Annotated in this window: 24 protein-coding genes, 4 tRNA genes and 1 pseudogene; 3 read left to right on the top strand and 26 right to left on the bottom strand. The window is 63.2% G+C overall.

The genetic code is table 11. The features are described 5' to 3' along the window. Positions 1–19 precede the first annotated feature (19 nt). The 20 genes from rpoB to trpE form a co-directional block, all read right to left on the bottom strand. The gene (rpoB, locus tag ACTG4X_RS05260; protein ID WP_093057182.1) at positions 20–4,144 is read right to left on the bottom strand and encodes a DNA-directed RNA polymerase subunit beta; all 4,125 of its coding nucleotides are present in this window, start codon (positions 4,142–4,144) and stop codon (positions 20–22) included. A 294-nt stretch (positions 4,145–4,438) separates the two neighbouring features. Next, positions 4,439–4,813 carry a 50S ribosomal protein L7/L12 gene (gene rplL, locus ACTG4X_RS05255; protein ID WP_093057181.1) on the bottom strand — a complete coding sequence of 125 codons (375 nt, stop codon included), beginning with the start codon at positions 4,811–4,813 and terminating at the stop codon, positions 4,439–4,441. 43 nt (positions 4,814–4,856) lie between these two features. Further along, positions 4,857–5,393, bottom strand: coding sequence for a 50S ribosomal protein L10 (rplJ, locus tag ACTG4X_RS05250; protein ID WP_093057180.1), 537 nt, complete (start codon positions 5,391–5,393; stop codon positions 4,857–4,859). A gap of 245 nt (positions 5,394–5,638) precedes the next feature. Beyond that, entirely contained in the window at positions 5,639–6,337 is a 699-nt protein-coding gene (rplA, locus tag ACTG4X_RS05245; protein ID WP_093057179.1) for a 50S ribosomal protein L1, read from the bottom strand. Continuing rightward, positions 6,338–6,769: a 50S ribosomal protein L11 gene (rplK, locus tag ACTG4X_RS05240; protein ID WP_007831051.1), complete on the bottom strand. Its 432-nt coding sequence runs from the start codon at positions 6,767–6,769 to the stop codon at positions 6,338–6,340. 143 nt (positions 6,770–6,912) lie between these two features. Then, on the bottom strand, positions 6,913–7,533 hold the full coding sequence (gene nusG, locus ACTG4X_RS05235) for a transcription termination/antitermination protein NusG (RefSeq protein WP_256217011.1): 621 nt from the start codon (positions 7,531–7,533) through the stop codon (positions 6,913–6,915). Further along, on the bottom strand, positions 7,534–7,917 hold the full coding sequence (gene secE, locus ACTG4X_RS05230; protein WP_093057178.1) for a preprotein translocase subunit SecE: 384 nt from the start codon (positions 7,915–7,917) through the stop codon (positions 7,534–7,536). 104 nt (positions 7,918–8,021) lie between these two features. Beyond that, a tRNA-Trp gene (locus tag ACTG4X_RS05225) sits at positions 8,022–8,097 on the bottom strand. 21 nt (positions 8,098–8,118) lie between these two features. Next, positions 8,119–9,312, bottom strand: coding sequence for an elongation factor Tu (gene tuf / locus ACTG4X_RS05220; RefSeq protein ID WP_093060175.1), 1,194 nt, complete (start codon positions 9,310–9,312; stop codon positions 8,119–8,121). A 72-nt stretch (positions 9,313–9,384) separates the two neighbouring features. Continuing rightward, a tRNA-Thr gene (locus tag ACTG4X_RS05215) sits at positions 9,385–9,459 on the bottom strand. A gap of 51 nt (positions 9,460–9,510) precedes the next feature. Continuing rightward, positions 9,511–9,584 (bottom strand) — tRNA-Gly (locus tag ACTG4X_RS05210). Positions 9,585–9,648: 64 nt separating this feature from the next. After that, a tRNA-Tyr gene (locus ACTG4X_RS05205) sits at positions 9,649–9,734 on the bottom strand. A 106-nt stretch (positions 9,735–9,840) separates the two neighbouring features. Beyond that, positions 9,841–10,548: a uracil-DNA glycosylase gene (locus ACTG4X_RS05200; protein WP_440533343.1), complete on the bottom strand. Its 708-nt coding sequence runs from the start codon at positions 10,546–10,548 to the stop codon at positions 9,841–9,843. Then, positions 10,545–11,345 carry an indole-3-glycerol phosphate synthase TrpC gene (trpC, locus tag ACTG4X_RS05195; RefSeq protein ID WP_093058812.1) on the bottom strand — a complete coding sequence of 267 codons (801 nt, stop codon included), beginning with the start codon at positions 11,343–11,345 and terminating at the stop codon, positions 10,545–10,547. Before trpC ends, ACTG4X_RS05200 begins: the two co-directional genes overlap by 4 nt. A gap of 29 nt (positions 11,346–11,374) precedes the next feature. Beyond that, on the bottom strand, positions 11,375–12,397 hold the full coding sequence (trpD, locus tag ACTG4X_RS05190; RefSeq protein ID WP_093174957.1) for an anthranilate phosphoribosyltransferase: 1,023 nt from the start codon (positions 12,395–12,397) through the stop codon (positions 11,375–11,377). 22 nt (positions 12,398–12,419) lie between these two features. Continuing rightward, on the bottom strand, positions 12,420–13,082 hold the full coding sequence (locus tag ACTG4X_RS05185) for a LysE family translocator (RefSeq protein WP_440533342.1): 663 nt from the start codon (positions 13,080–13,082) through the stop codon (positions 12,420–12,422). A gap of 16 nt (positions 13,083–13,098) precedes the next feature. Beyond that, positions 13,099–14,157, bottom strand: a complete 1,059-nt coding sequence (ltaE, locus tag ACTG4X_RS05180) for a low-specificity L-threonine aldolase (protein WP_440533341.1) — start codon at positions 14,155–14,157, stop codon at positions 13,099–13,101. Positions 14,158–14,163: 6 nt separating this feature from the next. Continuing rightward, positions 14,164–14,748 carry an aminodeoxychorismate/anthranilate synthase component II gene (locus tag ACTG4X_RS05175; protein ID WP_093058808.1) on the bottom strand — a complete coding sequence of 195 codons (585 nt, stop codon included), beginning with the start codon at positions 14,746–14,748 and terminating at the stop codon, positions 14,164–14,166. Next, positions 14,745–15,137, bottom strand: coding sequence for a GxxExxY protein (locus ACTG4X_RS05170; RefSeq protein WP_093058807.1), 393 nt, complete (start codon positions 15,135–15,137; stop codon positions 14,745–14,747). The genes ACTG4X_RS05175 and ACTG4X_RS05170 overlap by 4 nt, the downstream gene beginning before the upstream one ends. Beyond that, positions 15,134–16,636, bottom strand: coding sequence for an anthranilate synthase component I (trpE, locus tag ACTG4X_RS05165; RefSeq protein WP_093058806.1), 1,503 nt, complete (start codon positions 16,634–16,636; stop codon positions 15,134–15,136). Before trpE ends, ACTG4X_RS05170 begins: the two co-directional genes overlap by 4 nt. A gap of 349 nt (positions 16,637–16,985) precedes the next feature. Here trpE and ACTG4X_RS05160 point away from each other — a divergent pair, with 349 nt between their 5' ends. Then, the gene (locus ACTG4X_RS05160; RefSeq protein ID WP_093077145.1) at positions 16,986–17,588 is read left to right on the top strand and encodes a chalcone isomerase family protein; all 603 of its coding nucleotides are present in this window, start codon (positions 16,986–16,988) and stop codon (positions 17,586–17,588) included. Positions 17,589–17,597: 9 nt separating this feature from the next. Here the strand turns inward: ACTG4X_RS05160 and gph are convergent, their stop codons facing one another. Then, on the bottom strand, positions 17,598–18,239 hold the full coding sequence (gene gph, locus ACTG4X_RS05155; RefSeq protein WP_440534361.1) for a phosphoglycolate phosphatase: 642 nt from the start codon (positions 18,237–18,239) through the stop codon (positions 17,598–17,600). A 558-nt stretch (positions 18,240–18,797) separates the two neighbouring features. Here gph and ACTG4X_RS05150 point away from each other — a divergent pair. Continuing rightward, positions 18,798–19,460 (top strand): annotated as a pseudogene (locus tag ACTG4X_RS05150) (IS630 family transposase); the annotation flags it as partial. A gap of 45 nt (positions 19,461–19,505) precedes the next feature. On the opposite strand, the gene ACTG4X_RS05145 reads toward ACTG4X_RS05150, so the two are convergent. Genes ACTG4X_RS05145 through ACTG4X_RS05130 form a run of 4 tightly spaced genes read right to left on the bottom strand, consistent with a single transcriptional unit; the run spans position 19,506 to position 23,130 of the window. Then, positions 19,506–20,267: an SDR family NAD(P)-dependent oxidoreductase gene (locus ACTG4X_RS05145; RefSeq protein ID WP_007836521.1), complete on the bottom strand. Its 762-nt coding sequence runs from the start codon at positions 20,265–20,267 to the stop codon at positions 19,506–19,508. Between the two features lie 9 nt (positions 20,268–20,276). Then, positions 20,277–20,723, bottom strand: a complete 447-nt coding sequence (locus ACTG4X_RS05140; protein WP_007836520.1) for a MaoC family dehydratase — start codon at positions 20,721–20,723, stop codon at positions 20,277–20,279. Beyond that, a complete protein-coding gene (locus ACTG4X_RS05135; protein ID WP_007836519.1) occupies positions 20,720–22,387 on the bottom strand; it encodes an acyl-CoA synthetase in 1,668 nt (555 codons plus the stop codon). Before ACTG4X_RS05135 ends, ACTG4X_RS05140 begins: the two co-directional genes overlap by 4 nt. Beyond that, positions 22,384–23,130 carry a nitroreductase gene (locus ACTG4X_RS05130; RefSeq protein WP_440533340.1) on the bottom strand — a complete coding sequence of 249 codons (747 nt, stop codon included), beginning with the start codon at positions 23,128–23,130 and terminating at the stop codon, positions 22,384–22,386. The genes ACTG4X_RS05135 and ACTG4X_RS05130 overlap by 4 nt, the downstream gene beginning before the upstream one ends. Positions 23,131–23,333: 203 nt before the next feature. Here ACTG4X_RS05130 and ACTG4X_RS05125 point away from each other — a divergent pair, with 203 nt between their 5' ends. Further along, positions 23,334–24,023, top strand: a complete 690-nt coding sequence (locus ACTG4X_RS05125) for a Crp/Fnr family transcriptional regulator (protein ID WP_007836516.1) — start codon at positions 23,334–23,336, stop codon at positions 24,021–24,023. 50 nt (positions 24,024–24,073) lie between these two features. Here the strand turns inward: ACTG4X_RS05125 and ACTG4X_RS05120 are convergent, their stop codons facing one another. After that, entirely contained in the window at positions 24,074–25,456 is a 1,383-nt protein-coding gene (locus tag ACTG4X_RS05120) for a tannase/feruloyl esterase family alpha/beta hydrolase (protein WP_237726145.1), read from the bottom strand. Positions 25,457–25,502: the final 46 nt, after the last annotated feature.

The raw sequence follows: 25,502 nt of genomic DNA, 5'->3' as shown, positions 1-25,502 counted from the left end.
GACTCTTTCCCTTTTCAAATTAAGAACGCTCGAGCTCGATGTCGAGGCCCAGCGAACGAATTTCCTTGACCAGCACGTTGAACGATTCCGGCATGCCGGCTTCGATCGAGTGCTCGCCCTTGACGATGCTTTCGTACACCTTGGTACGGCCTTGCACGTCGTCGGACTTCACGGTCAGCATTTCCTGCAGGACGTAGGCGGCGCCGTAAGCTTCCAGCGCCCACACTTCCATTTCCCCGAAACGCTGGCCGCCGAACTGCGCCTTGCCGCCCAGCGGTTGCTGCGTGACGAGCGAGTACGGGCCGGTGGAGCGCGCGTGCATCTTGTCGTCGACCAGGTGATGCAGCTTCAGGAAGTGCATGTAGCCGACGGTGACGGGACGCTCGAACTGGTCGCCGGTGCGGCCGTCGAACAGGTACGCCTGCGTGCGCGTATCGGTCAGGCCCTTGAGTTTGGCGATGTCGTCCGGGTAGGCGAGCTTCAGCATGCCGCGGATTTCTTCTTCCGAAGCACCGTCGAACACAGGCGTCGCGAAGGTCGCGCCGTTTTGCAGGTTCGCTGCCATTTCGAGCAGTTCGGTGTCGTTCAGCGAGCTGATGTTTTCCTGGCGGCCCGAGCCGTTGTACAGCTGCTCCATGAACTTGCGCAGCTCGGCCACCTTGGCCTCCTGCTGCAGCAGGTCACCGATGCGCTGGCCGATGCCCTTGCCGGCCCAGCCCAGATGCACCTCGAGCACCTGGCCCACGTTCATCCGCGAAGGCACGCCCAGCGGGTTCAGGCAGATGTCGCACGGCGTGCCGTCGGCCATGTGGGGCATGTCTTCGACCGGAACGATCTTCGACACCACACCCTTGTTGCCGTGGCGGCCGGCCATCTTGTCGCCGGGTTGCAGGCGGCGCTTGACGGCCAGGTAGACCTTGACCATCTTGAGCACGCCCGCGGGCAGCTCGTCGCCCTGCGTGAGCTTCTTGCGCTTTTCTTCGAACGCGAGGTCGAAGCTGTGGCGCGTCTGCTCCAGCGAGTTCTTGATCGACTCGAGCTGCGAAGCCACTTCGTCTTCCGCCGGGCGGATGTCGAACCAGTGGAACTTCTCGACCGACGACAGGTAGGCCTTGTCGAGCTTCGTGCCCTTGGCCAGCTTGTTCGGGCCGCCGTTGGCGACCTTGCCGGTCAGCAGCTTCTCGATACGGTCGAACGCGTCGGCTTCGACGATGCGAAGCTGGTCGTTCAGGTCGAGGCGGAAGCGCTTGAGCTCGTCGTCGATGATCTGCTGGGCGCGCTTGTCGCGCGTGATGCCTTCGCGGGTGAACACCTGCACGTCGATCACGGTGCCTTGCGAGCCCTGATCCACACGCAGCGAGGTGTCCTTCACGTCGGAAGCCTTCTCGCCGAAGATGGCGCGAAGCAGCTTCTCTTCAGGCGTCAGCGTGGTCTCGCCCTTCGGCGTGACCTTGCCCACCAGCGTGTCGCCCGGCTGCACTTCGGCACCGACATAAATGATGCCGGATTCGTCGAGGCGGTTGAGCTGCTGCTCGGCCAGGTTCGGGATGTCGCGCGTGATTTCTTCTGCGCCCAGCTTCGTGTCGCGAGCCATCACCACCAGTTCCTCGATGTGGATCGAGGTGTAGCGGTCTTCGGCCACGACGCGTTCCGAGATCAGGATCGAGTCTTCGAAGTTGTAGCCGTTCCACGGCATGAACGCGATCAGCATGTTCTGGCCGAGGGCCAGTTCGCCGAGGTCGGTCGATGCGCCGTCGGCCACCACGTCGCCCTTGGCGATCTTGTCGCCGCGCTTGACGATGGGACGCTGGTGGATGTTGGTGTTCTGGTTCGAACGCTGATACTTGATCAGGTTGTAGATGTCCACACCGACTTCACCGGCAGCCGCTTCGGCGTCGTTCACGCGCACCACGACACGGGTCGCATCGACGTAGTCGACGATACCGCCGCGGGTGGCCGTGACCACGGTGCCGGAGTCGACCGCGGAGACGCGCTCGATACCCGTACCGACCATCGGCTTCTCGGGGCGCAGCACAGGCACGGCCTGGCGCTGCATGTTGGCGCCCATCAACGCGCGGTTCGCGTCGTCGTGCTCGAGGAACGGCACGAGCGATGCGGCCACCGACACGATCTGCGCGGGCGACACGTCCATGTACTGGATGCGTTCGGCACCGACCAGGATCGATTCGCCGGCTTCACGCGCCGAGACCAGGTCGCCGGTCAGCTTGCCGTCCTTGTCCAGGGCCGCGTTGGCCTGGGCGATGACGTACTTGCCTTCCTCGATGGCCGACAGGTAGTCGATGTCCATCGTGACCTTGCTGTCGATCACGCGACGGTACGGCGTCTCGATGAAACCGTATTCGTTCAGGCGGGCGTACAGGGCCAGCGAGTTGATCAGGCCGATGTTCGGGCCTTCAGGCGTTTCGATCGGGCACACGCGGCCGTAGTGGGTCACGTGCACGTCGCGCACTTCGAAGCCTGCACGTTCACGCGTCAGACCACCCGGGCCAAGGGCCGACACGCGGCGCTTGTGGGTGATTTCGGACAGCGGGTTCGTCTGGTCCATGAACTGCGACAGCTGCGAGGCACCGAAGAATTCCTTCAGCGCGGCCGAGATCGGCTTGCTGTTGATCAGATCGTGCGGCATCAGCGGCTCTTGCTCCGCTTGACCCAGACGTTCCTTCACGGCCTTCTCGATACGTGCCAGGCCGGTGCGGTACTGGTTTTCGGCCAGCTCGCCGACGCAACGCACGCGGCGGTTGCCCAGGTGGTCGATGTCGTCGACTTCGCCGTTGCCGTTGCGCAGGTCAACGAGGATCTTGACCACGGCCAGGATGTCTTCGTTGGTCAGCACCATCGGACCGGTCGATTCGTCGCGGCCGACCTTGGCGTTGAACTTCATGCGGCCGACGCGCGACAGGTCGTACGTGTCCGGGTTGTAGAACAGGCGCTGGAACAGGGCCTGCACGGCGTCTTCCGTCGGCGGCTCGCCGGGGCGCATCATGCGGTAGATGGCCACGCGCGCAGCGAATTCGTCCACGGTTTCGTCGATGCGCAGGGTCTGCGAGATGTACGCGCCCTGGTCGAGTTCGTTCGTGTAGATGACCTGCACGTCTTGCACGCCGGCCGTGCGCAGCTTCTTCAGCAGCGCTTCGGTCAGCTCGTCGTTGGCCTTGGCCAGGATTTCGCCGGAGTCGGCGTCGACGATGTTGCGGGCGATCACGCGGCCGATCAGGAAGTCTTCCGGCACGCTGATGTGCGTGGTGCCGCCCTGCTCGAGCTCACGCGTGTGGCGCGCGGTAACGCGCTTGTCCTTGGCGACCACGACCTTGCCCGACTTGTCGGTGATGTCGAAGCGCGCGACTTCGCCGCGCAGGCGCTCGGAGACGAACTCCATCTGCGCGCCGCTGTCCATCAGGCGGAAGTTGTCGTTCACGAAAAAGTTCGCGAGGATCGATTCCGGGTTCAGGCCGATGGCCTTCAGCAGGATCGTGACCGGCATCTTGCGGCGACGGTCCACGCGGAAGTACAGCATGTCCTTCGGGTCGAACTCGAAGTCGAGCCACGAACCGCGGTAGGGAATCACGCGGGCCGAGAACAGCAGCTTGCCCGAGCTGTGCGTCTTGCCCTTGTCGTGTTCGAAGAACACGCCCGGCGAACGGTGCAGCTGCGACACGATCACGCGTTCGGTGCCGTTGATGATGAACGAACCCTTTTCGGTCATGAGCGGCACTTCGCCCATGTAGACCTCTTGTTCCTTCACTTCCTTGACCACCTTCGACTGCGAAGTCGACGACTCGCGGTCATAGATGATGAGCTGGACCTTGGCGCGCACGGCCGAGGCGAAGGTCAGACCACGGGTCTGGCACTCGCGCACATCGAACGCCGGCTTCGCCAGGTTGTACTCGAGGAACTTCATCTCGACGAAACCGTTGTGCGAGACGATCGGGAAGGCGGCGTCGAACGCGGCCTGCAGGCCTTCGACGGTGCGTTGTTTCGGGGGAATGCCGGCTTGCAGGAACGCGGTGTACGCGTCTTTCTGCATCTGCAGCAGGTAGGGGATTTCGACGACGCTGTCGCGATTGCCGAAACTTTTTCGGATGCGCTTGCGTTCGGTGTAACTGTACGCGGACGATTGGGCCATGAGAGCTCCGGTGCTTGAGATCTTCAGCGACTTGTCAGCAGTGCCGAGGCACCACTGCTTGGCGGCTGGCCACTACCAGCCGTTGGCGGACAGCGATGCGTTGCACATCGCCCGAACCAAGGGGTCTTCTGCAGTCGGGGTCAGAAGACACTCAAAAAACGTCTCGTCTTGGCTTTTCCGTCGACCTGAAGGTCTCCGGGAAAGCCGGCAACGAGCCGGCTTTTGGGTGCGCTCTGAAAGCGGCAAAGGCTGGAGGGCCTTTTCAGGCGCCTCCAGCCCTCCAGGGGGTCTGAATTACTTCAGTTCCACCTTGGCGCCGGCTTCTTCCAGCTTCTTCTTGGCAGCGTCAGCGTCAGCCTTCGACAGGCCTTCCTTGACAGCCTTGGGAGCGGCTTCCACCAGATCCTTGGCTTCCTTGAGGCCCAGGCCGGTGATTTCGCGCACGGCCTTGATGACCGACACCTTGTTCGCGCCGACGTCAGCCAGCACGACATTGAATTCGGTCTTTTCTTCGACCACAGCAGCGGCTGCGCCACCACCAGCGGCCGGAGCCGACATTGCAGCGGCGCTCACGCCGAACTTCTCTTCGATGGCTTTCACCAGGTCGTTGAGTTCCAGGACCGTCATGCTGTCGAGCGCGGTCAGAAATGCGTCTTTATCGAATGCCATTTTTGTTTCCTAACAATTGGGTTGAATATTTCAAACGCGAGGCTCAGGCGGCCTGCGCTTCTGCCGGTGCATCGGCAACGGGTGCAGCTTCGCCACCACCGCGCTTCTCGGCCAGCGCCGCGAGCACGCGGGCGGTACGAGAGATCGGGGATTGCATCAAGCCCAGCAATTGCGCCAGCAGCACTTCCTTCGAAGGGATGTTGGCCAGTTGCTTCACGCCGTCGACGTCCAGGGCCTTGCCACCGAAGGCGCCGCCGCGAATGACCAGCTTGTCGTTGGTCTTCGCGAAATCGGCCACCACCTTGGCGGCGGCCACAGCGTCTTCGGAGAAGCCGTAGATCAGCGGACCGGTCATCTGGTCGCCAACAATCTCAAACGGGCTACCAGCGACAGCACGGCGGGCCAGGGTGTTCTTCAGAACACTCAGGCTCACACCCTTGCTGCGCGCTTCGTTGCGCAGTTTGGTCATATCGGCCACCGTGATGCCACGGTACTCCGCCATCACGAGCGTTTGAGCTTTTGCGGCGAGGCTGGTCACATCACTGATGACCGCTTCTTTCTCACTGCGATTCAGACTCAAGGTCTACTCCTTTTAATGCGATCTTCGGCCGGGGCCTGGGATCGCGCTTCATGCAGCGACCAACTGTTTCGGAACAAAAATCAAATTCCTTGCAGCGGGATCGCCATCTGCGCTGATTGCCTGACGGAAAGGTCCGGCGATTAAGTGCAGCACCCTGCACACCAGCGGTCTTGGATGGCCCGCGGCAACCGAAGCTGCCGCGACCCACCACATTCGCCCCACCCTTTCGGGCGGAGCAAATCTCTTTAGCTCGCCGAGATGGTTTGCGTGTCCACGCGGACACCCAGACCCATGGTCGACGACACAGCCACCTTGCGCAGGTACACGCCCTTGCTGGTCGCGGGCTTGGCCTTGACCAGAGCATCGATCAGCGCGGCGAGGTTGCCCTGCAGCTTGTCGTTGTCGAACGAGCGACGGCCGATCGTGCCGTGCACAATGCCGGCCTTGTCGACGCGGAACTGAACCTGGCCAGCCTTGGCGTTCTTCACGGCCGTAGCGACGTCCGGGGTCACCGTGCCAACCTTCGGGTTAGGCATCAGGCCGCGCGGGCCGAGGATCTGGCCGAGCGTACCGACGACGCGCATGGCGTCCGGTGCAGCGATCACGACGTCGAAAGGCATGTCGCCAGCCTTGACCATGGCAGCCAGGTCGTCCATGCCGACGATGTCGGCGCCGGCGGCCTTGGCTTCTTCAGCCTTGGCGCCTTGGGCGAACACGGCGACGCGCTTGGTCTTGCCGGTGCCGTTGGGCAGCACGACGGCGCCACGCACGACCTGGTCCGACTTCTTCGCATCGATGCCGAGTTGCACGGCCACGTCGATCGATTCATCGAACTTGGCGGTGGCGGCTTCCTTGACGATGGTGATCGCGTCAACCAGCGGGTACAGCTTGTTGCTGTCGACCTTGCCTTCGAGCGACTTCTGCTTCTTGGTGATCTTGGACATTTACACGCCCTCCACATTCACGCCCATCGAGCGGGCCGAGCCGGCGATGGTACGAACTGCTGCGTCGAGGTCGGCGGCAGTCAGGTCCTTCATCTTGGCCTTGGCGATTTCTTCGAGCTGAGCGCGCGTGATCTTGCCGACCTTGTCGGTGTGCGGACGGGCCGAGCCCTTTTCCAGCTTGATGGCCTTCTTGATCAAGGTGATCGCCGGGGGCGTCTTGATGATGAAGGTGAAGCTCTTGTCAGCGAACGCGGTGATGACCACCGGCAGCGGCAGACCCGGCTCGACGCCTTGGGTTTGCGCGTTGAACGCCTTGCAGAACTCCATGATGTTCAGACCGCGCTGACCGAGTGCGGGACCGATCGGCGGGGACGGGTTGGCCTTACCAGCTGGCACTTGCAGCTTGATGAAGCCGACGATTTTTTTCGCCATGCTATTTGCTCCTTGCGGGTGATATCGCCTTGGCTTGCGGCCGCGGCTCCCCGGGGTTAAACGACTCTTCGATCAAGGCCGCGCGCCGAGTCGGACAACGCGCAGCCGGAAACAGTAACGCCGACCCGAAGGCCGGCGGGGCGTCAGGTCTTCTCGACCTGGCTGAATTCGAGTTCCACAGGTGTCGCGCGGCCGAAAATCATGACCGACACGCTGACCTTGCTCTTCTCGTAGTTGACTTCTTCGACAGTGCCGTTGAAGTCGGTGAACGGGCCTTCCTTGACGCGCACGAATTCGCCAACGGTGAACTCGACCTTGTGGCGCGGCTTCTCGGTGCCCTGCTGCATCTGGCTGACGATGTCCTCGACCTCTTTCTGCGAGATCGGGGCCGGACGGTTCTTGGCGCCGCCCACGAAACCCGTCACCTTGTTGGTGTGCTTCACCAGGTGCCAGCTCTCGTCGTCCATGATCATTTCGACCAGCACGTAGCCCGGGAAGAAGCGGCGCTCGGTGGTGCGCTTCTGGCCGTTCTTGATCTCGACCACTTCTTCGGTCGGAACCAGGATGCGGCCGAACTTGTCCTGCATGCCGGCGCGATTGATGCGCTCGGTGATGTTGCGCTCGACGGCCTTCTCCATGCCCGAATAGGCATGCACCACGTACCAACGCAGATCTGGATTGGCGGCTGGGGCCAGCACCGAGGTGTTTTCTTCCTCTGGCGCGCCCGGCGTGGTTTCAACTGCATTCACTGGATCAGCGGTCATTTATTTTCTCCAGCCCAGAATGAGGTCGAAAAACACCCATTCGAGCGTCTTGTCGGTGAGCCAGAGGAAGACGGACATGATCGCCACGAAGGCAAACACATAAGCCGTCATCTGCATCGCTTCCTTGCGGGTCGGCCAGACGACCTTCTTGACCTCGCGCCACGAGTCGCGGCCGAAGGCCCACAACTGACGGCCATTCTCCGAACTGCCGAAGGCAGCGACCGCTGCGGCCAAGCCGACCAGCAGCGCAGCCCATTGCACCAGCGAGCCTTGGCGCGACAGCAGATAGAACGCCACGATGGCGCCCACTGCCAGCACGACAGCCACGGCCAGTTTGGCCTTGTCGGCGCCGGTGCTCACGGTTTCGATTTGAGAAGTGGCCATGTTTGGCTGATTTCCTGTGGCCCTGAGGCCTTCAATTCAATGCGTCTCTTGAGACGCCGAAGCCCGTCGGGACGCGACGGGCTTTTTTCGGAGTGCCACCTAAGTGGCAGGGGCAGTAGGAATCGAACCTACAACCTTCGGTTTTGGAGACCGACGCTCTGCCAATTGAGCTATACCCCTCCGGTACTCTTTGCGCCCGACTTAGATGTCGAGGATCTTGGCCACGACGCCCGAACCCACGGTACGGCCGCCTTCACGGATGGCGAAGCGCAGGCCTTCTTCCATCGCGATCGGGTTGATCAGCTTCACGGTGATGCTGACGTTGTCGCCAGGCATGACCATTTCCTTGTCCTTGGGCAGCTCGATCGCGCCGGTCACGTCCGTCGTGCGGAAGTAGAACTGCGGACGGTAGTTGTTGAAGAACGGCGTGTGACGGCCGCCTTCGTCCTTCGACAGAACGTACACCTCGGCGGTGAAGTGCGTGTGCGGCTTGATCGAGCCGGGCTTGCACAACACTTGGCCGCGCTCGACTTCCTCGCGCTTCGTGCCGCGCAGCAGCACGCCGACGTTGTCGCCAGCCTGGCCCTGGTCCAGCAGCTTGCGGAACATTTCCACGCCGGTGCAGGTGGTCTTGACCGTCGGGCGGATGCCCACGATTTCGATTTCTTCACCAACCTTGATCACGCCGCGCTCGACAGCGCCGGTCACCACCGTGCCGCGACCCGAGATCGAGAACACGTCTTCCACGGGCATCAGGAACGTGCCGTCCACGGCGCGCTCGGGCGTCGGGATGTACGTGTCCAGGGCTTCGGCCAGCTTCATGATGGCGCCTTCGCCCAGTTCGCCCTTGTCGCCTTCCAGGGCGAGCTTGGCCGAGCCATGGATGATCGGGGTGTCGTCGCCGGGGAATTCGTACTTGTCGAGGAGTTCGCGAACTTCCATTTCGACCAGCTCGAGCAGTTCCTTGTCGTCGACCATGTCGCACTTGTTCAGGAACACGATGATGTAGCCCACGCCCACCTGGCGAGCCAGCAGGATGTGCTCACGGGTCTGGGGCATCGGGCCGTCAGCGGCCGAGCACACCAGAATAGCGCCGTCCATCTGGGCAGCACCGGTGATCATGTTCTTCACGTAGTCGGCGTGGCCGGGGCAGTCGACGTGTGCGTAGTGGCGGTTGGCCGTTTCGTACTCGACGTGCGCGGTGTTGATCGTGATGCCGCGGGCCTTTTCTTCAGGCGCAGCGTCGATCTGGTCGTAGGCCTTGGCTTCGCCGCCGAACTTGGCCGACAGAACCGTCGCAATCGCAGCCGTCAGCGTCGTCTTGCCGTGGTCAACGTGACCGATCGTGCCCACGTTCACGTGCGGCTTGGTGCGGGTGAATTTACCTTTTGCCATTTTTCGACTCCGAAAAAAACGTTTCCAACGTATGCAGATGGGTTGCAAAGCTGCCGTTGCAACCCCCAAAACTGGTGCCCTTTGCGGGAATCGGACCCGCGACCTCTCCCTTACCAAGGGAGTGCTCTACCACTGAGCCAAAAGGGCATTTGTAACAAAGTTACGAATTCACATCGCCTCAACAATGAACCGAGTCTCTGGAGCGGGAGACGGGAATCGAACCCGCGTCATCAGCTTGGAAGGCTGGGGTTCTACCATTGAACTACTCCCGCATCGGGGGCACTCAAGGCACCCAAAGCGCGAAATCCAATCACTCTTAGAAACCAAATTCATCGCTGGTGGAGAGGGCTGGATTCGAACCAGCGTACTCGTAAGAGGGCAGATTTACAGTCTGCTGCCATTAACCACTCGGCCACCTCTCCGGCGAACCTCGAAATATAGCACGGTTTTGTGACTACTCAGAAATCCAAGCATCCAGAAGATGCTGGGAAACTGCTCAAGGTGTGAGCCTACGATTATCGCCCAACTTCACCCCTCCGCCCGCTGGGCCTCCCGCCACGCACGCGCTTCACCGAAGTGGCCGCAGCCGATGAACGGCACGGGCGGGCGCAACGCCGAAAGAGGCGACGGATGATTCGACATCAGCACCTTATGGCGCTTAACGTCGATCAACGCCCGCTTACTCTGCGCGTGCGAGCCCCACAGCATAAAAACAACAGGTTTTGCGCCGTCTGAAACATGGCGAATGACGGCATCCGTCAGCACCTCCCAGCCACGGCCGGAATGGCTGGCCGGCTGCGCTTCCTCGACCGTCAGGCAGGTGTTGAGCAGCAGTACGCCATGCGTCGCCCACTTCACCAGACTGCCGCCCGGATTCGGGAATGCTGGCGGCTGTGTGCCCAGGTCGCGCTGGAGCTCCTTGAAGATGTTGCGCAGCGAAGGCGGCAGTGCCACGCCGGGCGCCACGGAGAACGCCAGCCCCTCGGCCTGGCCGCGCCCGTGGTACGGATCCTGGCCCAGGATCACCACGCGCACATCTTCCGGCGGCGTGAGTTCCAGCGCCCTCAGCGGCTGCGGCGGAAAAATCACCGCCCCCGCATCGAGACGCTCGCGCAAGAAGCCCAGCAGCTTCTGTCCCACGACACCGCCAAAGAAATCGTCAACCAGTGGCTTCCAGCCAGGCGCCACCGGCCAGTCGACAGGATCGCTGCTTAACAGCTGATCGGGCCGGCTCATTTGAACAACGCAGCGAGGGCCTCGCCGGGTTCCTTGGCGCGCATGAATGCTTCGCCGACCAGGAAGGCGTTGACACCGGCCGCACGCAGCGTGGCGACGTCTTCGCGCGTGCCGATGCCCGACTCGGTCACCGGCAAACGATCGGAAGGCAGCTTCGGCAGCAAGTCGATGGTCGCTTGGATCGACACCTCGAAATTGCGCAGATTGCGGTTGTTGACCCCGATCAGCGCCGTCTTCAGCCTGAGCGCACGGTCGAGCTCAGCCGCGTCGTGCACCTCCACCAGCACCGCCATGCCCAGCCCGCGCGCGATGGCTTCGTAGTCCTTCATCTGCGCATCGTCGAGACAAGCGACGATCAGCAAGATGGCATCGGCACCCATCGCGCGCGATTCATACACCTGGTACGCATCGATGATGAAGTCCTTGCGCAGCACCGGCAGGTCGCACGAGGCGCGCGCCTGCTTGAGATAGTCCACGCCGCCCTGGAAGAACTGTTTGTCGGTCAGCACCGAAAGGCAGGCCGCGCTGATCTCGCCGTCGCCCTCGGCGTAGCTCTGGGCGATGTCGGCCGGAATGAAGTCTTCGCGCAGCACGCCCTTGCTCGGGCTGGCCTTCTTGACTTCAGCAATCACCGCGGCCTGGCCGGCGGCGATCTTGGCGCGCAGCGCGCCTTCGAAGTCGCGTGTCAGCACGCGGCTCTCGGCATCGAAGCGCACGGCCTCGAGCGGCGCTCGCTTCAGGGCCGCAGCCACCTCCTGGTGCTTGACGGCAACGATCTTGTCGAGGATGTCGGACATAGCTTCTGGGGTTTTCGGTTTCTTGGGACTCAGACTGTCGTGGAGGCCTTGATCAGCTCGGCCAGCTTGGCCTTCGCCGCGCCCGAGGCGATGGCGCTGCGCGAGCGCTCCACACCCGCTTGCACCGAATCGACCACGTTCGCCGCATACAGTGCCGCGCCAGCATTCAGCAGCACGATGTCGAGCGCAGGGCCGGCCTGATTGTCGAGCACGCCCAGCAGCATCGTCTTCGACTGCTCGGGCGTTTCCACGCGCAGCGCGCGGTTGCTCGACATCTGGAAGCCGAAGTCCTCGGGATGCAGTTCGTACTCGCGGATCTCGCCGTCCTTCAGCTCGCCCACCATGGTGGCGGCACCGAGCGAGATCTCGTCCATGCCGTCGCGCCCGTAGACCACCACCGCATGCTCGGCGCCGAGCCGCTGCAGCGCGCGCACCTGGATGCCCACGAGGTCGGGGTGGAACACGCCCATCAGGATGTTCGGCGCGCCGGCCGGATTGGTCAGCGGCCCAAGGATGTTGAAGATGGTCTTGATGCCGAGCTCCTTGCGCACCGGCGCGACGTTCTTCATCGCCGGATGGTGGTTCGGCGCGAACATGAAGCCGATGCCGCATTCCTCGATCGAGCGCGCGATCTGCTCGGGCTTGAGGTTGATGTTCACGCCCAGCGACTCCAGCACGTCGGCGCTGCCCGACTTGCTCGACACGCTGCGACCGCCGTGCTTGCTCACCTTGGCGCCCGCCGCGGCCGCCACGAACATCGAGCAGGTCGAGATGTTGAATGTGTGCGAGCCATCGCCGCCTGTGCCGACGATGTCCACGAGATGCGTCGTGTCCGCGACGGGCACCTTGGTCGACACCTCGCGCATCACCTGCGCGGCGGCGGTGATCTCGCCGATGGTTTCCTTCTTCACGCGCAGGCCGGTGATCAGCGCGGCCATCATCACGGGCGAGCACTCGCCGCTCATGATGAGGCGCACGATGTGCAGCATCTCGTCGTGGAAGACTTCGCGGTGTTCGATGGTGCGCTGCAGCGCTTCCTGGGGGGTGATCATGGAAAGTCTCCTCGAGAGTGAATCAGCGGCCGACGCGAACGGCAGGCGCGTCGGTGAACGCGAGCTTGAGGCCGAAGCCGATGAAAAGCACGCCGGCAGCACGGTCGAGCCAGTGCATGCCCTTCTGCACGGCGCTGCGGTGCGCCATCCAGCCTGCTGCCAAAGCCCATCCCACGTTGACGGGAATGGCATTGAGGTTGAACAGCACGCCCAGCAGCACGAAGGCCAACGCCTTGTTGCCGGTGCCCGGCGCGATGAACTGCGGCACGAAGGCCAGGAAGAACAGCGCGACCTTGGGGTTCAACACGTTCGTCCAGAACCCCCCCAGAAAGATCGCCTTGAGACTGCGCTCCCCGCCCGCATCGGCGGCCGCCTTGTCGAGATCCGCAGGCGGCGCCGCGCGCGACAGCAGCATGCGCACGCCCAGATACAGCAGGTACGCCGCACCGATGTACTTGAGCACCGTGAAGGCCGCCGCCGATGTCGCCATCAGGGTGCCGACGCCGACTGCGGCGGCAAAGATGTGAACGAAGCAGCCGGCCGTGACGCCCAGCCCCGCAACGATGCCGGCGCGCACGCCGGAGCGCAGCGAATTCGTCACGACGTACAGCACGTCGGGCCCGGGCGTGAGGTTCAGCAGCCAGCCGGCGGCGATGAAAGCGAGCAGATGGGGAAGATCAGGCATCGCGTCCTCGCCGGGCTCAGGCGTTGAAGAAGGCGCGGATCGCGGCGACGGCCCGGTCGACGCCGGCGGCATCGACGTCGAGGTGCGTCACGAAGCGCAACCGGTAAAGCCCCGTCGCCAGGATGCCTTGCTGGTTCAGGCTCGCGATCAGTTCCGACGAACGCGCCTGCGCAGCCCCGGTGAGATCCGCGAACACGATGTTCGTGTGCGGCGCCTCGACCGTCAGGCCCTCGATGCCTTCGAGCCCTTGTGCAAGCCGCTGTGCCAATGCGTGGTCGTCGGCCAGGCGATCGATATGGTGATCGAGTGCATGCGAAGCCGCCGCAGCCAGCAGCCCGGCCTGCCGCATGCCGCCGCCTGCCATCTTGCGAATGCGATGTGCGCGTGCTATGAATTCACGCGATCCCACCAGCGCCGAGCCGATGGGCGCGCCCAGCCCCTTGCTGAAGCACACCGACACGCTGTCGAAGCATTGCGCGATGCGGCGCGCCTCCGCGCGGATGTCGCTGCGCTTGTTCAACGCCGCCTGCGCGGTCGCCGCATTGAAGAGCCGTGCGCCGTCCAGATGCCGCTGCAGCCCCTTGCTCTTCGCCAGATCGGTCGCAGCCTGCACGTACTCGAAGGGCAGCAGCTTGCCGCCCAGCGTGTTCTCCAGCGCCAGCAGCCGCGTGCGCGCGAAGTGCGCGTCATCGGGCTTGATGGCCGCCTCGATCTGCGCCAGCGGCAGCGTGCCATCGGGCGCGTGGTCGAGCGGCTGGGGCTGCACGCTGCCGAACACCGCCGCGCCGCCGCCTTCCCACCGATAGCAGTGCGCCTGCTGGCCGACGATGTATTCGTCGCCGCGGCCGCAGTGCGAAAGAATCGCGCACAGGTTGCTCTGCGTGCCGGTGGGCACGAGCAGCGCAGCCTCGAAGCCCAGCATCGTGGCAATCTTTTCCTGCAGCGCATTGACGCTCGGGTCGGTGCCGAAGACGTCGTCGCCCAGCGGCGCCGCCATCATGGCCTCCCGCATCGCGGGCGTGGGTTGCGTGACGGTGTCGCTGCGCAGGTCGACGAGGGAAGTGCGATCGGTCATGGTGGCTCAGTCCAGGAAGTTCTTGAGCATGGCGTGGCCGTGCTCCGTCAGGATGGATTCGGGATGGAACTGCACGCCTTCGATGCGCACGTCATGCGCGAATCCGGTGTGCCGCACCCCCATGATCTCGCCGTCATCGGTCCATGCGGTGACAGCCAGTGCCTTCGGGCAGCTCTCGCGCTCGATGGAAAGCGAGTGGTAGCGGTTGACGATGAACTTCTCGGGCAGCCCCGCGAACACGCCTTCTTGCGTGGTCGTGATCTCGCTGGTCTTGCCGTGCATGAGCTGCTGCGCGCGCACGATCTTGCCGCCGAAGGCCGCGCCGATGGCCTGGTGGCCCAGGCACACGCCAAGAATGGGCAGCTTGCCCGCAAAGGCCTCGATGGCCGCCACCGAAACACCCGCCTCAGCAGGCGAACACGGCCCGGGCGACACCACCAGCCGCGTCACGCCGGAGGCGATCAGCTCGCCGATCTGCTCCACCGTGATCTCGTCGTTGCGGTGCACCTGCACGTCCGCACCCAGCTCGCCGAAGTACTGGACGATGTTGTAGGTGAAGGAATCGTAGTTGTCGATCATCAGCAGTTTCATGGCTTGCTCACAATCCGGTGCACGCCCTTGACGACGGGGAACACGTTGAAGTTGATCAGAAGGCCCAGCTTGAGGCCCGACAGGCGCAGCGCGGCAAGCACCTGCGCGCGATGCAGGTCGGTCAGCACGTCGACTGCCTTGAGTTCGACGATGACAGATTGCTCGATCACGAAGCCCGCACGGTACACCTCGCCGAGCGAGCGGCCCTTGTAGCTGGCCGACAGCGCCACGTCGCGCGTGAAGCCGATCTCGCGCTCGGCGAGCTCGATGGCCAGCGCAGCCGCATAGGCCCCTTCGTCGAGCCCCGTGCCGAGCACGCGCTGCACCTCGACGGCCGCGCCGATGATCTCGTGCGAGAAGTCGTTCTGAATATCGGGTGCGGTGCTCATTCCAGGCCTTCCTCGACCAGTTCGGCGGCACGCAGGAGTGCGCGCGCCTTGGCTTCAGTTTCTTTCCACTCCAGCTCGGGCACCGAGTCGGCCACCACGCCGGCCGCGGCCTGCACGTGCAGCATCTGGTCCTTCACGATGCCGGTGCGAATGGCGATGGCCACGTCCATGTCGCCCGCGTAGCTGATGTAGCCGCACGCGCCACCATACAGCCCGCGCTTGGTCGGCTCCAACTGGTCGATGAGCTCCATCGCATGCACCTTCGGCGCACCGGTCAGCGTGCCCGCCGGGAACGTGGCTTTCAGCACGTCGATGGCGGTCATGCCGTCCTTCAGCGTGCCTTCGACGTTGCTCACGATGTGCATCACGTGGCTGTAGCGCTCCACCGCAAAGGCTTCCGTCACTTTCACCGTGCCGGTCTTGGCGATGCGGCCGATGTCGTTGCGCGCGAGGTCGATCAGCATCACGTGCTCGGCGCGCTCCTTCGGGTCGTTGATGAGTTCTTCCTCCGCCGCCTTGTCGAGCTCGATCGATGCGCCACGAGGACGCGTGCCGGCCAGCGGGCGGATGGTGATCTTCTGCTCGCCCTCGCCCGTGTTTTCCTGGCGCACCAGGATCTCGGGCGAAGCGCCCACCACGTGGAAGTCGCCGAGGTTGTAGTAGTACATGTAGGGCGACGGGTTCAGCGAACGCAGCGCGCGGTACAGCGACAGCGGCGACTCGGTGTAGCGCTTGCTGATGCGCTGGCCCACCTGCACCTGCATGAAGTCGCCGGCGGCAATCATTTCCTTGGCGCGCTCGACGGCCGCGAGGTAATCGGCCTTGGCAAAGCTTCGCTCCGGCGGATGCGGCTGCGTGGGCTTCACGACGGGGGCGCTCACCGAGTACTTGAGCTTTTCCTTCAGCTCGCGCAGGCGGCGCTTGCCCACGGCATAGGCCTCGGGCTGCTTCGGATCGGCATAGACGATGAGGTAAAGCTTGCCCGACAGGTTGTCGATGACGGCCAGCTCCTCGCACTGCAGCAGCAGGATGTCGGGGCAGCCCAGCGTGTCGGGCGGGCAGCTCTTTTCGAGCTTGCGCTCGATGTGGCGCACGGTGTCGTAGCCGAAGTAGCCGGCAAGGCCACCGCAGAAGCGCGGCAGTCCGGGCCGCAGCGCAACCTTGAATCGCTTCTGGTACTCGGCCACGAAGTCGAGCGGGTTGCCCTTTGCAGTCTCGACCACCTGCCCGTCAGTCACCACTTCGGTGACGGCCTCGGCGCCGAAGCCGCTGGCACGCAGCAGCGTGCGAGCCGGCAGTCCGATGAAGCTGTAGCGCCCGAAGCGCTCGCCGCCCACCACCGATTCGAGTAGAAAGCTGTGCTTGCCGCCGCCCTGCGAGTGGGCCAGCTTGAGGTAGAGGGAAAGAGGCGTCTCGAGGTCGGCAAAGGCCTCGGCCATCAGCGGAATGCGGTTGTAGCCCTGGGCGCTGAGGCTCTTGAATTCAAGTTCGGTGATCACGGATTCGTTCTCCATTTGCCTGCGGCGCTCCTTCGGCCGGCGGCAAGGTCATTCACGGGTGGTCCGGCGTCGTAGTGTGTATCGACTCGGAACCGCGGGCGCACGGCGTGCGCCGTGCAATCAAACAGTCAGCGAAGTATGGCGACGCCAGGGCCAGGCTCCCCGGCTGCCTTCACCTGTTTGAATGATGTGATGAACGAACATATGAGGCGCGGAGTTTAGCCCACGAAAACGCCAAAGCGTGCAACGGTCGTCTTCATTGGCCGCTTTCAGGGTTCCCCCGAAGCCGTGAACGTAAAACAAAAAGATACATTCGCACGACCGTTCGCAAAACTCCAAGGAGACTCCGTTGACCGCTCTTTCGCTTCCGACCGTGCTCTTCTCCCGCCTCGCCCTGGCCGCCTGCCTGGCCACCGCCCTCGGCGCCTCGGCCGCGCAGGTCGACGTGGCCGGCGTCAAGCTGGAAGACCAGATGGATCTGCGCGGCAGCCCCTTGGTGCTCAATGGCGCGGGCATCCGCTACAAAGCCATCTTCAAGGTCTACACGGCCGGCCTGTACGTGGGCAAGAAGGTGTCGACCACCGAAGAGGCACTGGCCGCGCCGGGCCCCAAGCGCGTGGCCATCACCATGCTGCGCGACATCGACGCGAACGAACTCGGCAAGCTCTTCACCAAGGGCGTAGAAGACAACTCGCCCAAGAGCGAAATGGTCAACCTCATTCCGGGCCTGCTGCGCATGGGCCAGATGTTCGCGGACCAGAAACAGCTGAAGACCGGCGACACCTTCACCATCGACTGGCTTCCCGGCACCGGCACGGTGATCACGGTGCGCGGCGTGCCTCAGCCCGACCCGGTGAAGGAGCCGGCCTTCTTCAATGCGCTGCTGCGCATCTGGCTGGGGCCGAACCCGGCCGACTGGAAGCTGAAGGACGCGCTACTCGGCAAGCAATAAGAAGGGCCGCTACCGCAACGCAGCCGGAGGAAGCTCGGCCAGCGAATCGACGAAGCCGTCGGCATCGACGCCGCGCACCGGTTCACCGTGGTTGTAGCCGTAGGTCACGAGCACGACGGGGCAGCCCGCGGCGCGTGCGGCGCGCGCGTCGTTGCTCGAGTCGCCAATCATCAGCGTGCGCGCGGGCGTGGTGCCCAGCGCTTCGCAGGTCTTCAGCAGCGGCATCGGATCGGGCTTCTTGCGCTCGAAGGCATCGCCACCAAACACCAGCTCGAAGAAACCGTCGAGGCCCTTGTCGACCAGCAATGGCTTTGCGAACGACGTCGGCTTGTTGGTGAGGCAGGCCAGCCGCAGGCCGCTTGCACGCAACGCCTTCAGGCCGTCGATCACGCCGGGGTACACCGCCGAGTGCTGTCCGTTGATGGCGAGGTAGTGGTGCTGGTAGCGCTCCCATGCGCGGTCGAACAAGGCCCGTGCCTTCGCATCGGCAGCAGCATCTGGCGCCATCACATGCACGAGCGCCGAATGAATCAGGTGCTCCGAGCCCTTGCCCACCATCGTCTCGATGGCGGCAGGCGTCACATGCGGCAGCGAGAGGTCGTCGAGCATGCGGTTCAGCGACGCAGCGAAGTCGCCGAGCGTGTCGACCATGGTGCCGTCGAGGTCGACGATGGCGGCGTCGAAGCGGGTGTGGTACGGGCTAATAGAGTTCAAAACAGAATAATAGAGTTGCGAAATTTTCCACGCGATTCGCTCATCGTTGAACAATAGAGTTCAGAACTTGCCCACAGAAATGAGGGCCTATCCCACCTCTTCTTACCCGTTCGACTCGGCTGGCCGCGGAACCGGCAATGCCCGCCATAGGCCGGCAGCTACGCGCCGAAATGCTGGGTGGCTTCGCCAAGCCCGCCCCATTGGCTAGCCGCCTGCCCCCAAGGCCCCCTTAAGACCCATTGGCGCGATGGCATATCCCAGGCCGCGCGCGTGGCGCCTAAAGCGCAAAATACTGCATAAACATACAGTATCAACATGCACGCCCTTCCTGCCATAGATAGGTCCCCATCGACGGCACGCAGCGACGTGCAGGGCACAGATTCGTCGGTACGAGAGCGACGACCGCTTGCGCCATCGCGCAGTTGGTACAAAGCGCTGGAATGCGAAGCCCTCCGGGCACGCACGCCCGAGCACCCCTCCCATTCATCGAGGAGTACCGACAGCTTCAAGCTGTCCAACGACTCGTTCGTCATCGAGAAGCTGCGCGATGTGATCGGCCTGTATCTGATCCCACCGGACAACGCGCTGGTCATCTGCGTGGACGAGAAAAGTCAGTGCCGGGCGCTGGAGCGCACACAACCAATGCTGCCCATGGGGTTCGGCTATGTCGAGGGCGTCACCCACGACTACAAGCGCCATGGCACAACCACGCTGTTCGCGGCGCTGAACGTGCTCAACGGTGCGGTGCTTGCGGCGTGCAAGCCGCGCCATCGGCATCAGGAGTTCCCGTCGTTCCTGCGTGAGATTGACAAGGCCGTGCCGCCCGGGCTGGACATCCACTGCATCGTCGACAACTACGCCACCCACAGCCATGCGCAGATCAAGGCGTGGTTGGCGACTCGCCCGCGCTGGCACATTCACTTCATTCCGACCTACAGCTCCTGGCTCAATCAGGTCGAACGCTTCTTCGCCCTCATCACCGACAAGACCATCCGCCGCGGCTCATTCTCCAGCGTCAAGCAGCTCGTACAACGTATTGATCGCTTCGTTGCCGCCTACAACACCGAATGCCAGCCTTTCAAGTGGGCCGCCACCGCCGACTCGATCCTTGAGAAGCTGCATCGACTTTGCTCACGTATCAGCGGGACAGGGCACTAGAGCCGGCCATCTTTAGCGCTCTTCTCTTATCGCAGCGGCGAGCCTTCAGCGCGGCTGCATCCGCAGCGCTCCATCCAGCCTGAGCGTCACACCGTTTAGCATGACGCTGCGCACCATGTTGAGTGCTTGCTCGGCATACTCTTCGGACCGGCCGAGCCGCTGAGGAAACGGGGTGACTGACGCCAGATTCTTGCGCACCGATTCAGGCATCCCGGCCATCATCGGCGTCTCGAACAGGCCTGGTGCGATGGTACAGACGCGGATGCCCGCCGATGCAAATTCGCGCGCCGCCTGGAGCGTGAGTGAGACGACGCCGCCCTTCGAAGCCGCATACGCCGATTGCCCGACCTGTCCTTCGAAAGCCGCGACCGACGCTGTGTTCACGATCACGCCCCGCTCGCCATCTTCCATCGGCTCGAGCGCCATCATCTGCGCAGCGGCAAGCCGGATCATGTTGAAGGTGCCGACGAGATTGATGTCCACCGCGCGCTTGAACTCCTCCAGCGCCATCGGGCCGTTGCGCCCGACGATCTTCGCGCCCGGCGCAATGCCGGCACAGTTCACGAGGATGCGAGCAGGACCGTGCGCGGCCGCAGCGGCCGCGACGGCACGCTCCGCGGAAGGTCCATCCGACACGTCACATTCGACGGCAATGCCGTCGATCTCCATCGCGAGCCGCGAAGCCCGCTCCTTGCTCAAGTCGAGCAAGGCGACTCTTGCACCCGCCTTGGCGAGCGCCTTCGCTGTGGCTGCACCCAGCCCCGATGCCGCGCCCGTCACCAGCGCGCTATGGCCTTCAATTCGCATTCTGATCTCCTATTGATTTGAAATATTCATGGGCGCACCGACTCGAATGGTGCCCCGTGCAGCCACGCACTCTTCACCTACCTCGTCACGCATCGATCCCCGAAGCGTCACCCGCTGTGAACCGCGATCGCCGTGCGTGACCGCAATGACTTCCCATTCCATCCAGACCGTCGCATCGGCGTAGACCGGCCGGTGCAGATCGACGGAAAACGAGATGCCCACGACCGAATGCATCCGGGAAAAATGCGAAGCCGTCAGCCCCAGCAACAGCGCCGTTGTGTGCGTTCCGCTGGCGATCAATCGACCGTATCGGGAGGCCTCGGCAAATGCGATATCGTGATGCAACGGATTGGTGTCGCCCGCCGCACTCGCGAACGTGCGAACCTGGGCCTCATCGAAGGTATGGACGCCGGTGAACCGGTGACCCACTTCGACTCGGTCGAATTTCTCGCTCATCCACGCACGGAGAAATCGGCAAGGCGAGTGATGGCGGACTGGCTGCCGGCCAACTCGCGAAGTCTGAACTTTTGGATCTTCCCGGTCGCCGTCTTTGGCAACGCGGTGAACACCACCTTGCGTGGGCACTTGAAATGCGCCAGCCGTTCACGGCAGAAGGCGATGACCTCGGATTCCTGAAGACCGAGAGACTCCGGCTTGAGCTCGATGAAAGCGCATGGCACCTCCCCCCACTTCTCGTCGGGCTGCGCCACAACGGCCGCGTAGAGGATCGAAGGATGCCGGTGCAGAATGTCCTCGACTTCGACGGACGAGATGTTCTCACCGCCGGAGATGATCACGTCCTTCGATCGGTCGGTGATCTGCACGTAGCCATCGGCATGAACCACCGCGATGTCGCCGGTGCGGAACCAGCCGCCTTCGAAGGCTTTCTGCGTCGAAGCCGTATTCTTCAGATAGCCCTTCATGACGGTGTTCCCGCGGATCACCAGTTCTCCTGCAGTGGTTCCGTCGAATGGCACCGGGCGCATCGTCTCGGGGTCGACGACCTGCAAACCCTCCAGCGCCGCGGCACGAACGCCCTGGCGGGCCTGGAGCCGCCCCCGTTCGGCCGCGCTCAGCCCATCCCATGCCGGTTGCCACGCACAACTGACCGGCGTTCCGCTCACCTCGGTGATGCCGTAGACATGATCGACGTCGAAGCCCATCACCGCTGCCGCCTCCAGCACAGCGGCGGGCGGAGGCGACCCGGCGGTGAGAACACGCACGCGGCCAGGGAGAGGCCGACGTTCTTCATCGCGCGCATTCACCAGCAAGCCCATGACGGTGGGCGCCGCGCAGAAGTGATCCGCCTTGTGGTCGGCGAGTGCCTTGTAAATGCCGGCCGCCGTGACCTTGCGCATGCACACGTGCGTACCCGCGGCGGCGGTGATGGCCCATGTGAAGCACCAACCGTTCGCATGAAACATCGGCAGTGTCCACAGGTAGACGGGCGCTTTGGGAACGGCCCAGTCGGTCAGCTGCAACAGGCTCATGAGATAGGTGCCGCGATGACTCGGCACCACGCCTTTCGGGTCGCCCGTGGTGCCCGATGTGTAGTTCAACGCGATGGGTTCGCACTCATCGGTAGGCCACACGCCATCGAAGTCGGGGTCTCCTTCGGACAGGAGCGTCTCGTAGTCCAAATCACCCACGGCCTCGCCGTCCGGAGCTTCATGGTCATTGATGTCTACGAGAAATGGCGGGTTGTCCAGAAGCGCAACTGCCTGCTTCGCCAATGCACCGAACTCCCTGTCCACCAACAGCAGCCTGGACTCGCTGTGCCGCAAGATGAACGCGAGTCCCTCTACATCCAACCTCGAGTTGATCGCATTCAGCACCGCACCGGAGAGTGGAACGCCGAAATGGGCCTCCAGCATAGCCGGCGTATTCGGCGCCATGATGGAAACGGTGTCTGCGCGGCGGATGCCGCGCTTGCTCAAGGCAGATGCCAAGCGATAGCAACGCTCGCGGGTCTGCGCCCATGACCGGCGAAGCTCGCCATGAACAATTGCTGTGCGATCCGGGTAGACATCGGCAGCCCGATCGAGAAAGCGCAGCGGGCTGAGCGGAACGAAATTGGCCGCGGTGCGGTCCAGGCCTTTGTCATAGATGCTTGTGCTCATGAGCGGACCTCCTTGCGCGTATCGTCGTGAAAGGTAGTGAAGCGTTCCACCGGCTCGCGCTCCGTCACCAAGGTGTTCTCGACACGAGACATGTCTGCGTGGCCGAGGCTCATGCCGCACACCAGCATCTGGCTGTCCGGTATGCCGAGTTCGGCGACAATCACGCGATGGAACTTCGTGAAAGCGACCTGCGGACAGGTGTCCAGCCCGCGCGCTCGCGCACTGACCATGACGCTTTGCAGGAACATGCCGTAGTCGATGAGGCTTCCTTGCTCCATCACCCGGTCCACGGTGAAAAAGAGGCCCACCGGCGCATCGAAGAACCTGTAGTTCCGCCCGTGCTGGGCGTGCATGCGCGCCTTGTCGCCCTTCTCGATCTCCAGCAGGCCATACAGGTCCCACCCCACCTTGCGGCGCCGGTCGACGAACGGCGATGTCCACGTTACCGGGTAGTACTCGTAGGGCTCCTTCAGCGCGACGCTTCTTTCCGGATCATTGTCGATCTCTGCAATAGCCGCGCTGATCCGGTCCTTGACCGCGCCGCGCACCACATGCACATGCCAGGGCTGCGTGTTCATCCCGGAAGCGGCATAGCGTGCCACGTCCAGGATGTCGGCGACCTGCTCGTTCGATACATCGCGAGGCAGAAAAGCGCGCACGCTGCGGCGCGACACGATCGCCCAGTCGACGGCAAGCCGCAGATCCTGGTCGTCGAGCGAGGGCGGATGGGATAGTCGATGCATTTGTCTCCTTGCACTTGTTCGCGAACTGCAGGAGATCCTAGGTTTGGCTGCTGTCCGTGAATGTCTTGCACAGGACATACAGGGCAGCTTCCGCCCCTGAAATTCGGGGGCACCGCACCCCTGCATGGGTAGGGTTGGTCTTGTTGCGATCCCCATCGCAGCGACAGAAAATAAAAGCAATACCGCTATATCTGTCGCAACCCATGTCCGGCACGAGTCGATTGCAGGAGTTTCTTTCGTCTTCCACCTGGAGCACCGGACTGACTGACGAGCAGTTGGCCCGCGTCAGCCGAGACGCGTTCGCACGCGAGTACCAGGCCGGCGCCACGATATGCGCTCTCGGCCAGCCCGCCGTGCATTGGATGGGCGTTGTCGAGGGCATGCTGAAGGTGGACAAGGTCGCCGAGGACGGCCGAAGCACCACGTTTTCGGGAGTTCCGTCCGGCTCATGGTTCGGTGAAGGCGCTGTCATCAAGGGCGAACCCAGGCCCTATGCGGTGGTTGCCATCCGCGACAGCTGCGTTGCATTCCTGCCGCGCGCCACGTTCCAGTGGCTCATCGACGACAGCTCATTCTTCAGCCGCTGGGTCATCGATCAACTCAATGCACGCCTCGCGTATTACGTCTCCCTGGTCGAGACCTTCAGGTTTCAGGAGGCCACGGCGCGTGTGGCTTTCTGTGTGTCGGAGCTGTTCAATCCGCAGCTCTTCCCCTCCACAAACAAGCAGCTCGCGATCTCTCAGGAAGAGATCGCGCGCCTCAGTGGTCTTGCGCGGCAGAACACCAACAAGGCCCTTCACGAACTGGAGGAGGCCGGGCTGCTGCGCGCCCGCTACGGAACCATCGAGATCCTTGACCTGCCCGGCCTGCAGCACTTCGCGCGCACGAGCTGATTCGCTCTCAAAGCGCTACAGCCCGGCCCTCCCCGGGCGGCCAGGAAACGCTAGCTTGACGCGCACACAAAGCTGGCGGCCGCATCGAGGTCGCCGCCGATGTACTTCGGATACTGGGGATACCTGCACAGAGGCCGGCTTTTGGACGTGGTGCCCGGAAGCACGAACAGCGTCGATGCGGTGATCGGCGCACTCGATGGCGCGACGCCTTGCTCGAGCCACTCGAACATGGGACCGGCCAAGTCCACCTTGTCGGCTCCATTTCCAAGTGCACAGTGACCCACCCCGGGCGCGGTGTAGTACTCGACGAACTCGTCGGCAGCAGCCTGCCCGCCGCTCCTCTGCACGACGCTTTGATAGTAGGCCGTGGCATTGTTCGCGGTGATAAGCCAGTCCGACAGGCCTGTCCACAGAATCAACTTGCCACCGCGCGCCTTGAATCTGCTGAGGTCAGGGTCGGTCGCGTCCATCATAGAGACAAGCTCGTCGATCCGCGCGGTGTACTGCGCAGGGTCGAGCTGAAGAGGGTCAATGGTGCCATCCCGGGCAACCATGTACTTGATGTAGCCCTCCATCAAGCCCTTCGATGTCGCACCGCCCCACTCCGACCCCGTGAATGAAGATCCCTCTTCGCCGCCCGGCGGAAAGGCCGGCCAGACATAGCGGCCGTTGGCCACGTTGGTCGACGAGTAGATGGTTTGCGCCGACTCGACCTGCGCCGGCGTGAGGCAGGAGTCAGTCTCTGCGCCAGTGCAAGCAAGCTCGGCAGGATCGAAGCTGCACGCATCGGGTCGACCGATGATTCTGTCGTTCAAACCATCGAGGCCATCGCACTTCGCGTACACGGCATTGGCGATGGCATTGATCTTGGGCGCAGTCAGCGCGGCACCCGGCTTCGCGAGTTGCTTGAAGACCTTTTGGTAGGAGAGGAACTGCGGGTTGAAGGCATTGGCAGGAGCCCGTGCAATGATCCCGTCGAACAACTCGGGATTGCGCTGGGCCTGCAGCAACGCCTGCCGTCCTCCGCCAGAGCAGCCTTCGAACACGATCTTGGTGTTCTGAGTGGCATTGCCATAGCGAGCCTTCAGAATCGCCTTCGCCGGCGCGAGCACTCTTGGAACCGACTGATTCGCATAGTCGCTGAACATCTGATCGTCGAGTGCCCACGAGGCATCCATTCCATTGGTGCTGTTGTGACCGTGGTTGGTCGCAATCGTCGCGTAGCGGCGAACGGCCAGATCAGGGCTCACCGAGGGATAGACGGCGGGCGAAGCAATGACGCCGTCGAAGCCCCCCCCGCCCATGAACACCGTGCGATGGTTCCAATCGGTGGGCATGCGCACCTCGAAGTCCAGGTCCTTCGCCATCTCACCAAGCACTACGCAATACTCGGGCACATTGCCGGTCGTCGGCACGAAAGTGGCTTTCGTCACAGTCGCATCCCCGAAGGTTTGGCCGACGAACGCGTGGCACTGACTC

The organism is Variovorax sp. YR566 (genome assembly GCF_051992195.1).
GTDB lineage: Bacteria > Pseudomonadota > Gammaproteobacteria > Burkholderiales > Burkholderiaceae_C > Variovorax.
Note: the sequence above shows the minus strand (reverse complement) of the source record. Positions and strands in the feature narration are given on the sequence as shown.

Bases quoted from the DNA above. Each gene is read 5' to 3' on its own strand.
- rpoB (WP_093057182.1), bottom strand. From the start codon at position 4,144: ATGGCCCAATCGTCCGCGTACAGTTACACCGAACGCAAGCGCATCCGA.
- rplL (WP_093057181.1), bottom strand. From the start codon at position 4,813: ATGGCATTCGATAAAGACGCATTTCTGACCGCGCTCGACAGCATGACG.
- rplA (WP_093057179.1), bottom strand. From the start codon at position 6,337: ATGTCCAAGATCACCAAGAAGCAGAAGTCGCTCGAAGGCAAGGTCGAC.
- rplK (WP_007831051.1), bottom strand. From the start codon at position 6,769: ATGGCGAAAAAAATCGTCGGCTTCATCAAGCTGCAAGTGCCAGCTGGT.
- nusG (WP_256217011.1), bottom strand. From the start codon at position 7,533: ATGACCGCTGATCCAGTGAATGCAGTTGAAACCACGCCGGGCGCGCCA.
- secE (WP_093057178.1), bottom strand. From the start codon at position 7,917: ATGGCCACTTCTCAAATCGAAACCGTGAGCACCGGCGCCGACAAGGCC.
- tuf (WP_093060175.1), bottom strand. From the start codon at position 9,312: ATGGCAAAAGGTAAATTCACCCGCACCAAGCCGCACGTGAACGTGGGC.
- ACTG4X_RS05200 (WP_440533343.1), bottom strand. From the start codon at position 10,548: ATGAGCCGGCCCGATCAGCTGTTAAGCAGCGATCCTGTCGACTGGCCG.
- trpC (WP_093058812.1), bottom strand. From the start codon at position 11,345: ATGTCCGACATCCTCGACAAGATCGTTGCCGTCAAGCACCAGGAGGTG.
- trpD (WP_093174957.1), bottom strand. From the start codon at position 12,397: ATGATCACCCCCCAGGAAGCGCTGCAGCGCACCATCGAACACCGCGAA.
- ACTG4X_RS05185 (WP_440533342.1), bottom strand. From the start codon at position 13,082: ATGCCTGATCTTCCCCATCTGCTCGCTTTCATCGCCGCCGGCTGGCTG.
- ltaE (WP_440533341.1), bottom strand. From the start codon at position 14,157: ATGACCGATCGCACTTCCCTCGTCGACCTGCGCAGCGACACCGTCACG.
- ACTG4X_RS05175 (WP_093058808.1), bottom strand. From the start codon at position 14,748: ATGAAACTGCTGATGATCGACAACTACGATTCCTTCACCTACAACATC.
- ACTG4X_RS05170 (WP_093058807.1), bottom strand. From the start codon at position 15,137: ATGAGCACCGCACCCGATATTCAGAACGACTTCTCGCACGAGATCATC.
- gph (WP_440534361.1), bottom strand. From the start codon at position 18,239: ATGGTCGACACGCTCGGCGACTTCGCTGCGTCGCTGAACCGCATGCTC.
- ACTG4X_RS05145 (WP_007836521.1), bottom strand. From the start codon at position 20,267: ATGCGAATTGAAGGCCATAGCGCGCTGGTGACGGGCGCGGCATCGGGG.
- ACTG4X_RS05140 (WP_007836520.1), bottom strand. From the start codon at position 20,723: ATGAGCGAGAAATTCGACCGAGTCGAAGTGGGTCACCGGTTCACCGGC.
- ACTG4X_RS05135 (WP_007836519.1), bottom strand. From the start codon at position 22,387: ATGAGCACAAGCATCTATGACAAAGGCCTGGACCGCACCGCGGCCAAT.
- ACTG4X_RS05130 (WP_440533340.1), bottom strand. From the start codon at position 23,130: ATGCATCGACTATCCCATCCGCCCTCGCTCGACGACCAGGATCTGCGG.
- ACTG4X_RS05125 (WP_007836516.1), top strand. From the start codon at position 23,334: ATGTCCGGCACGAGTCGATTGCAGGAGTTTCTTTCGTCTTCCACCTGG.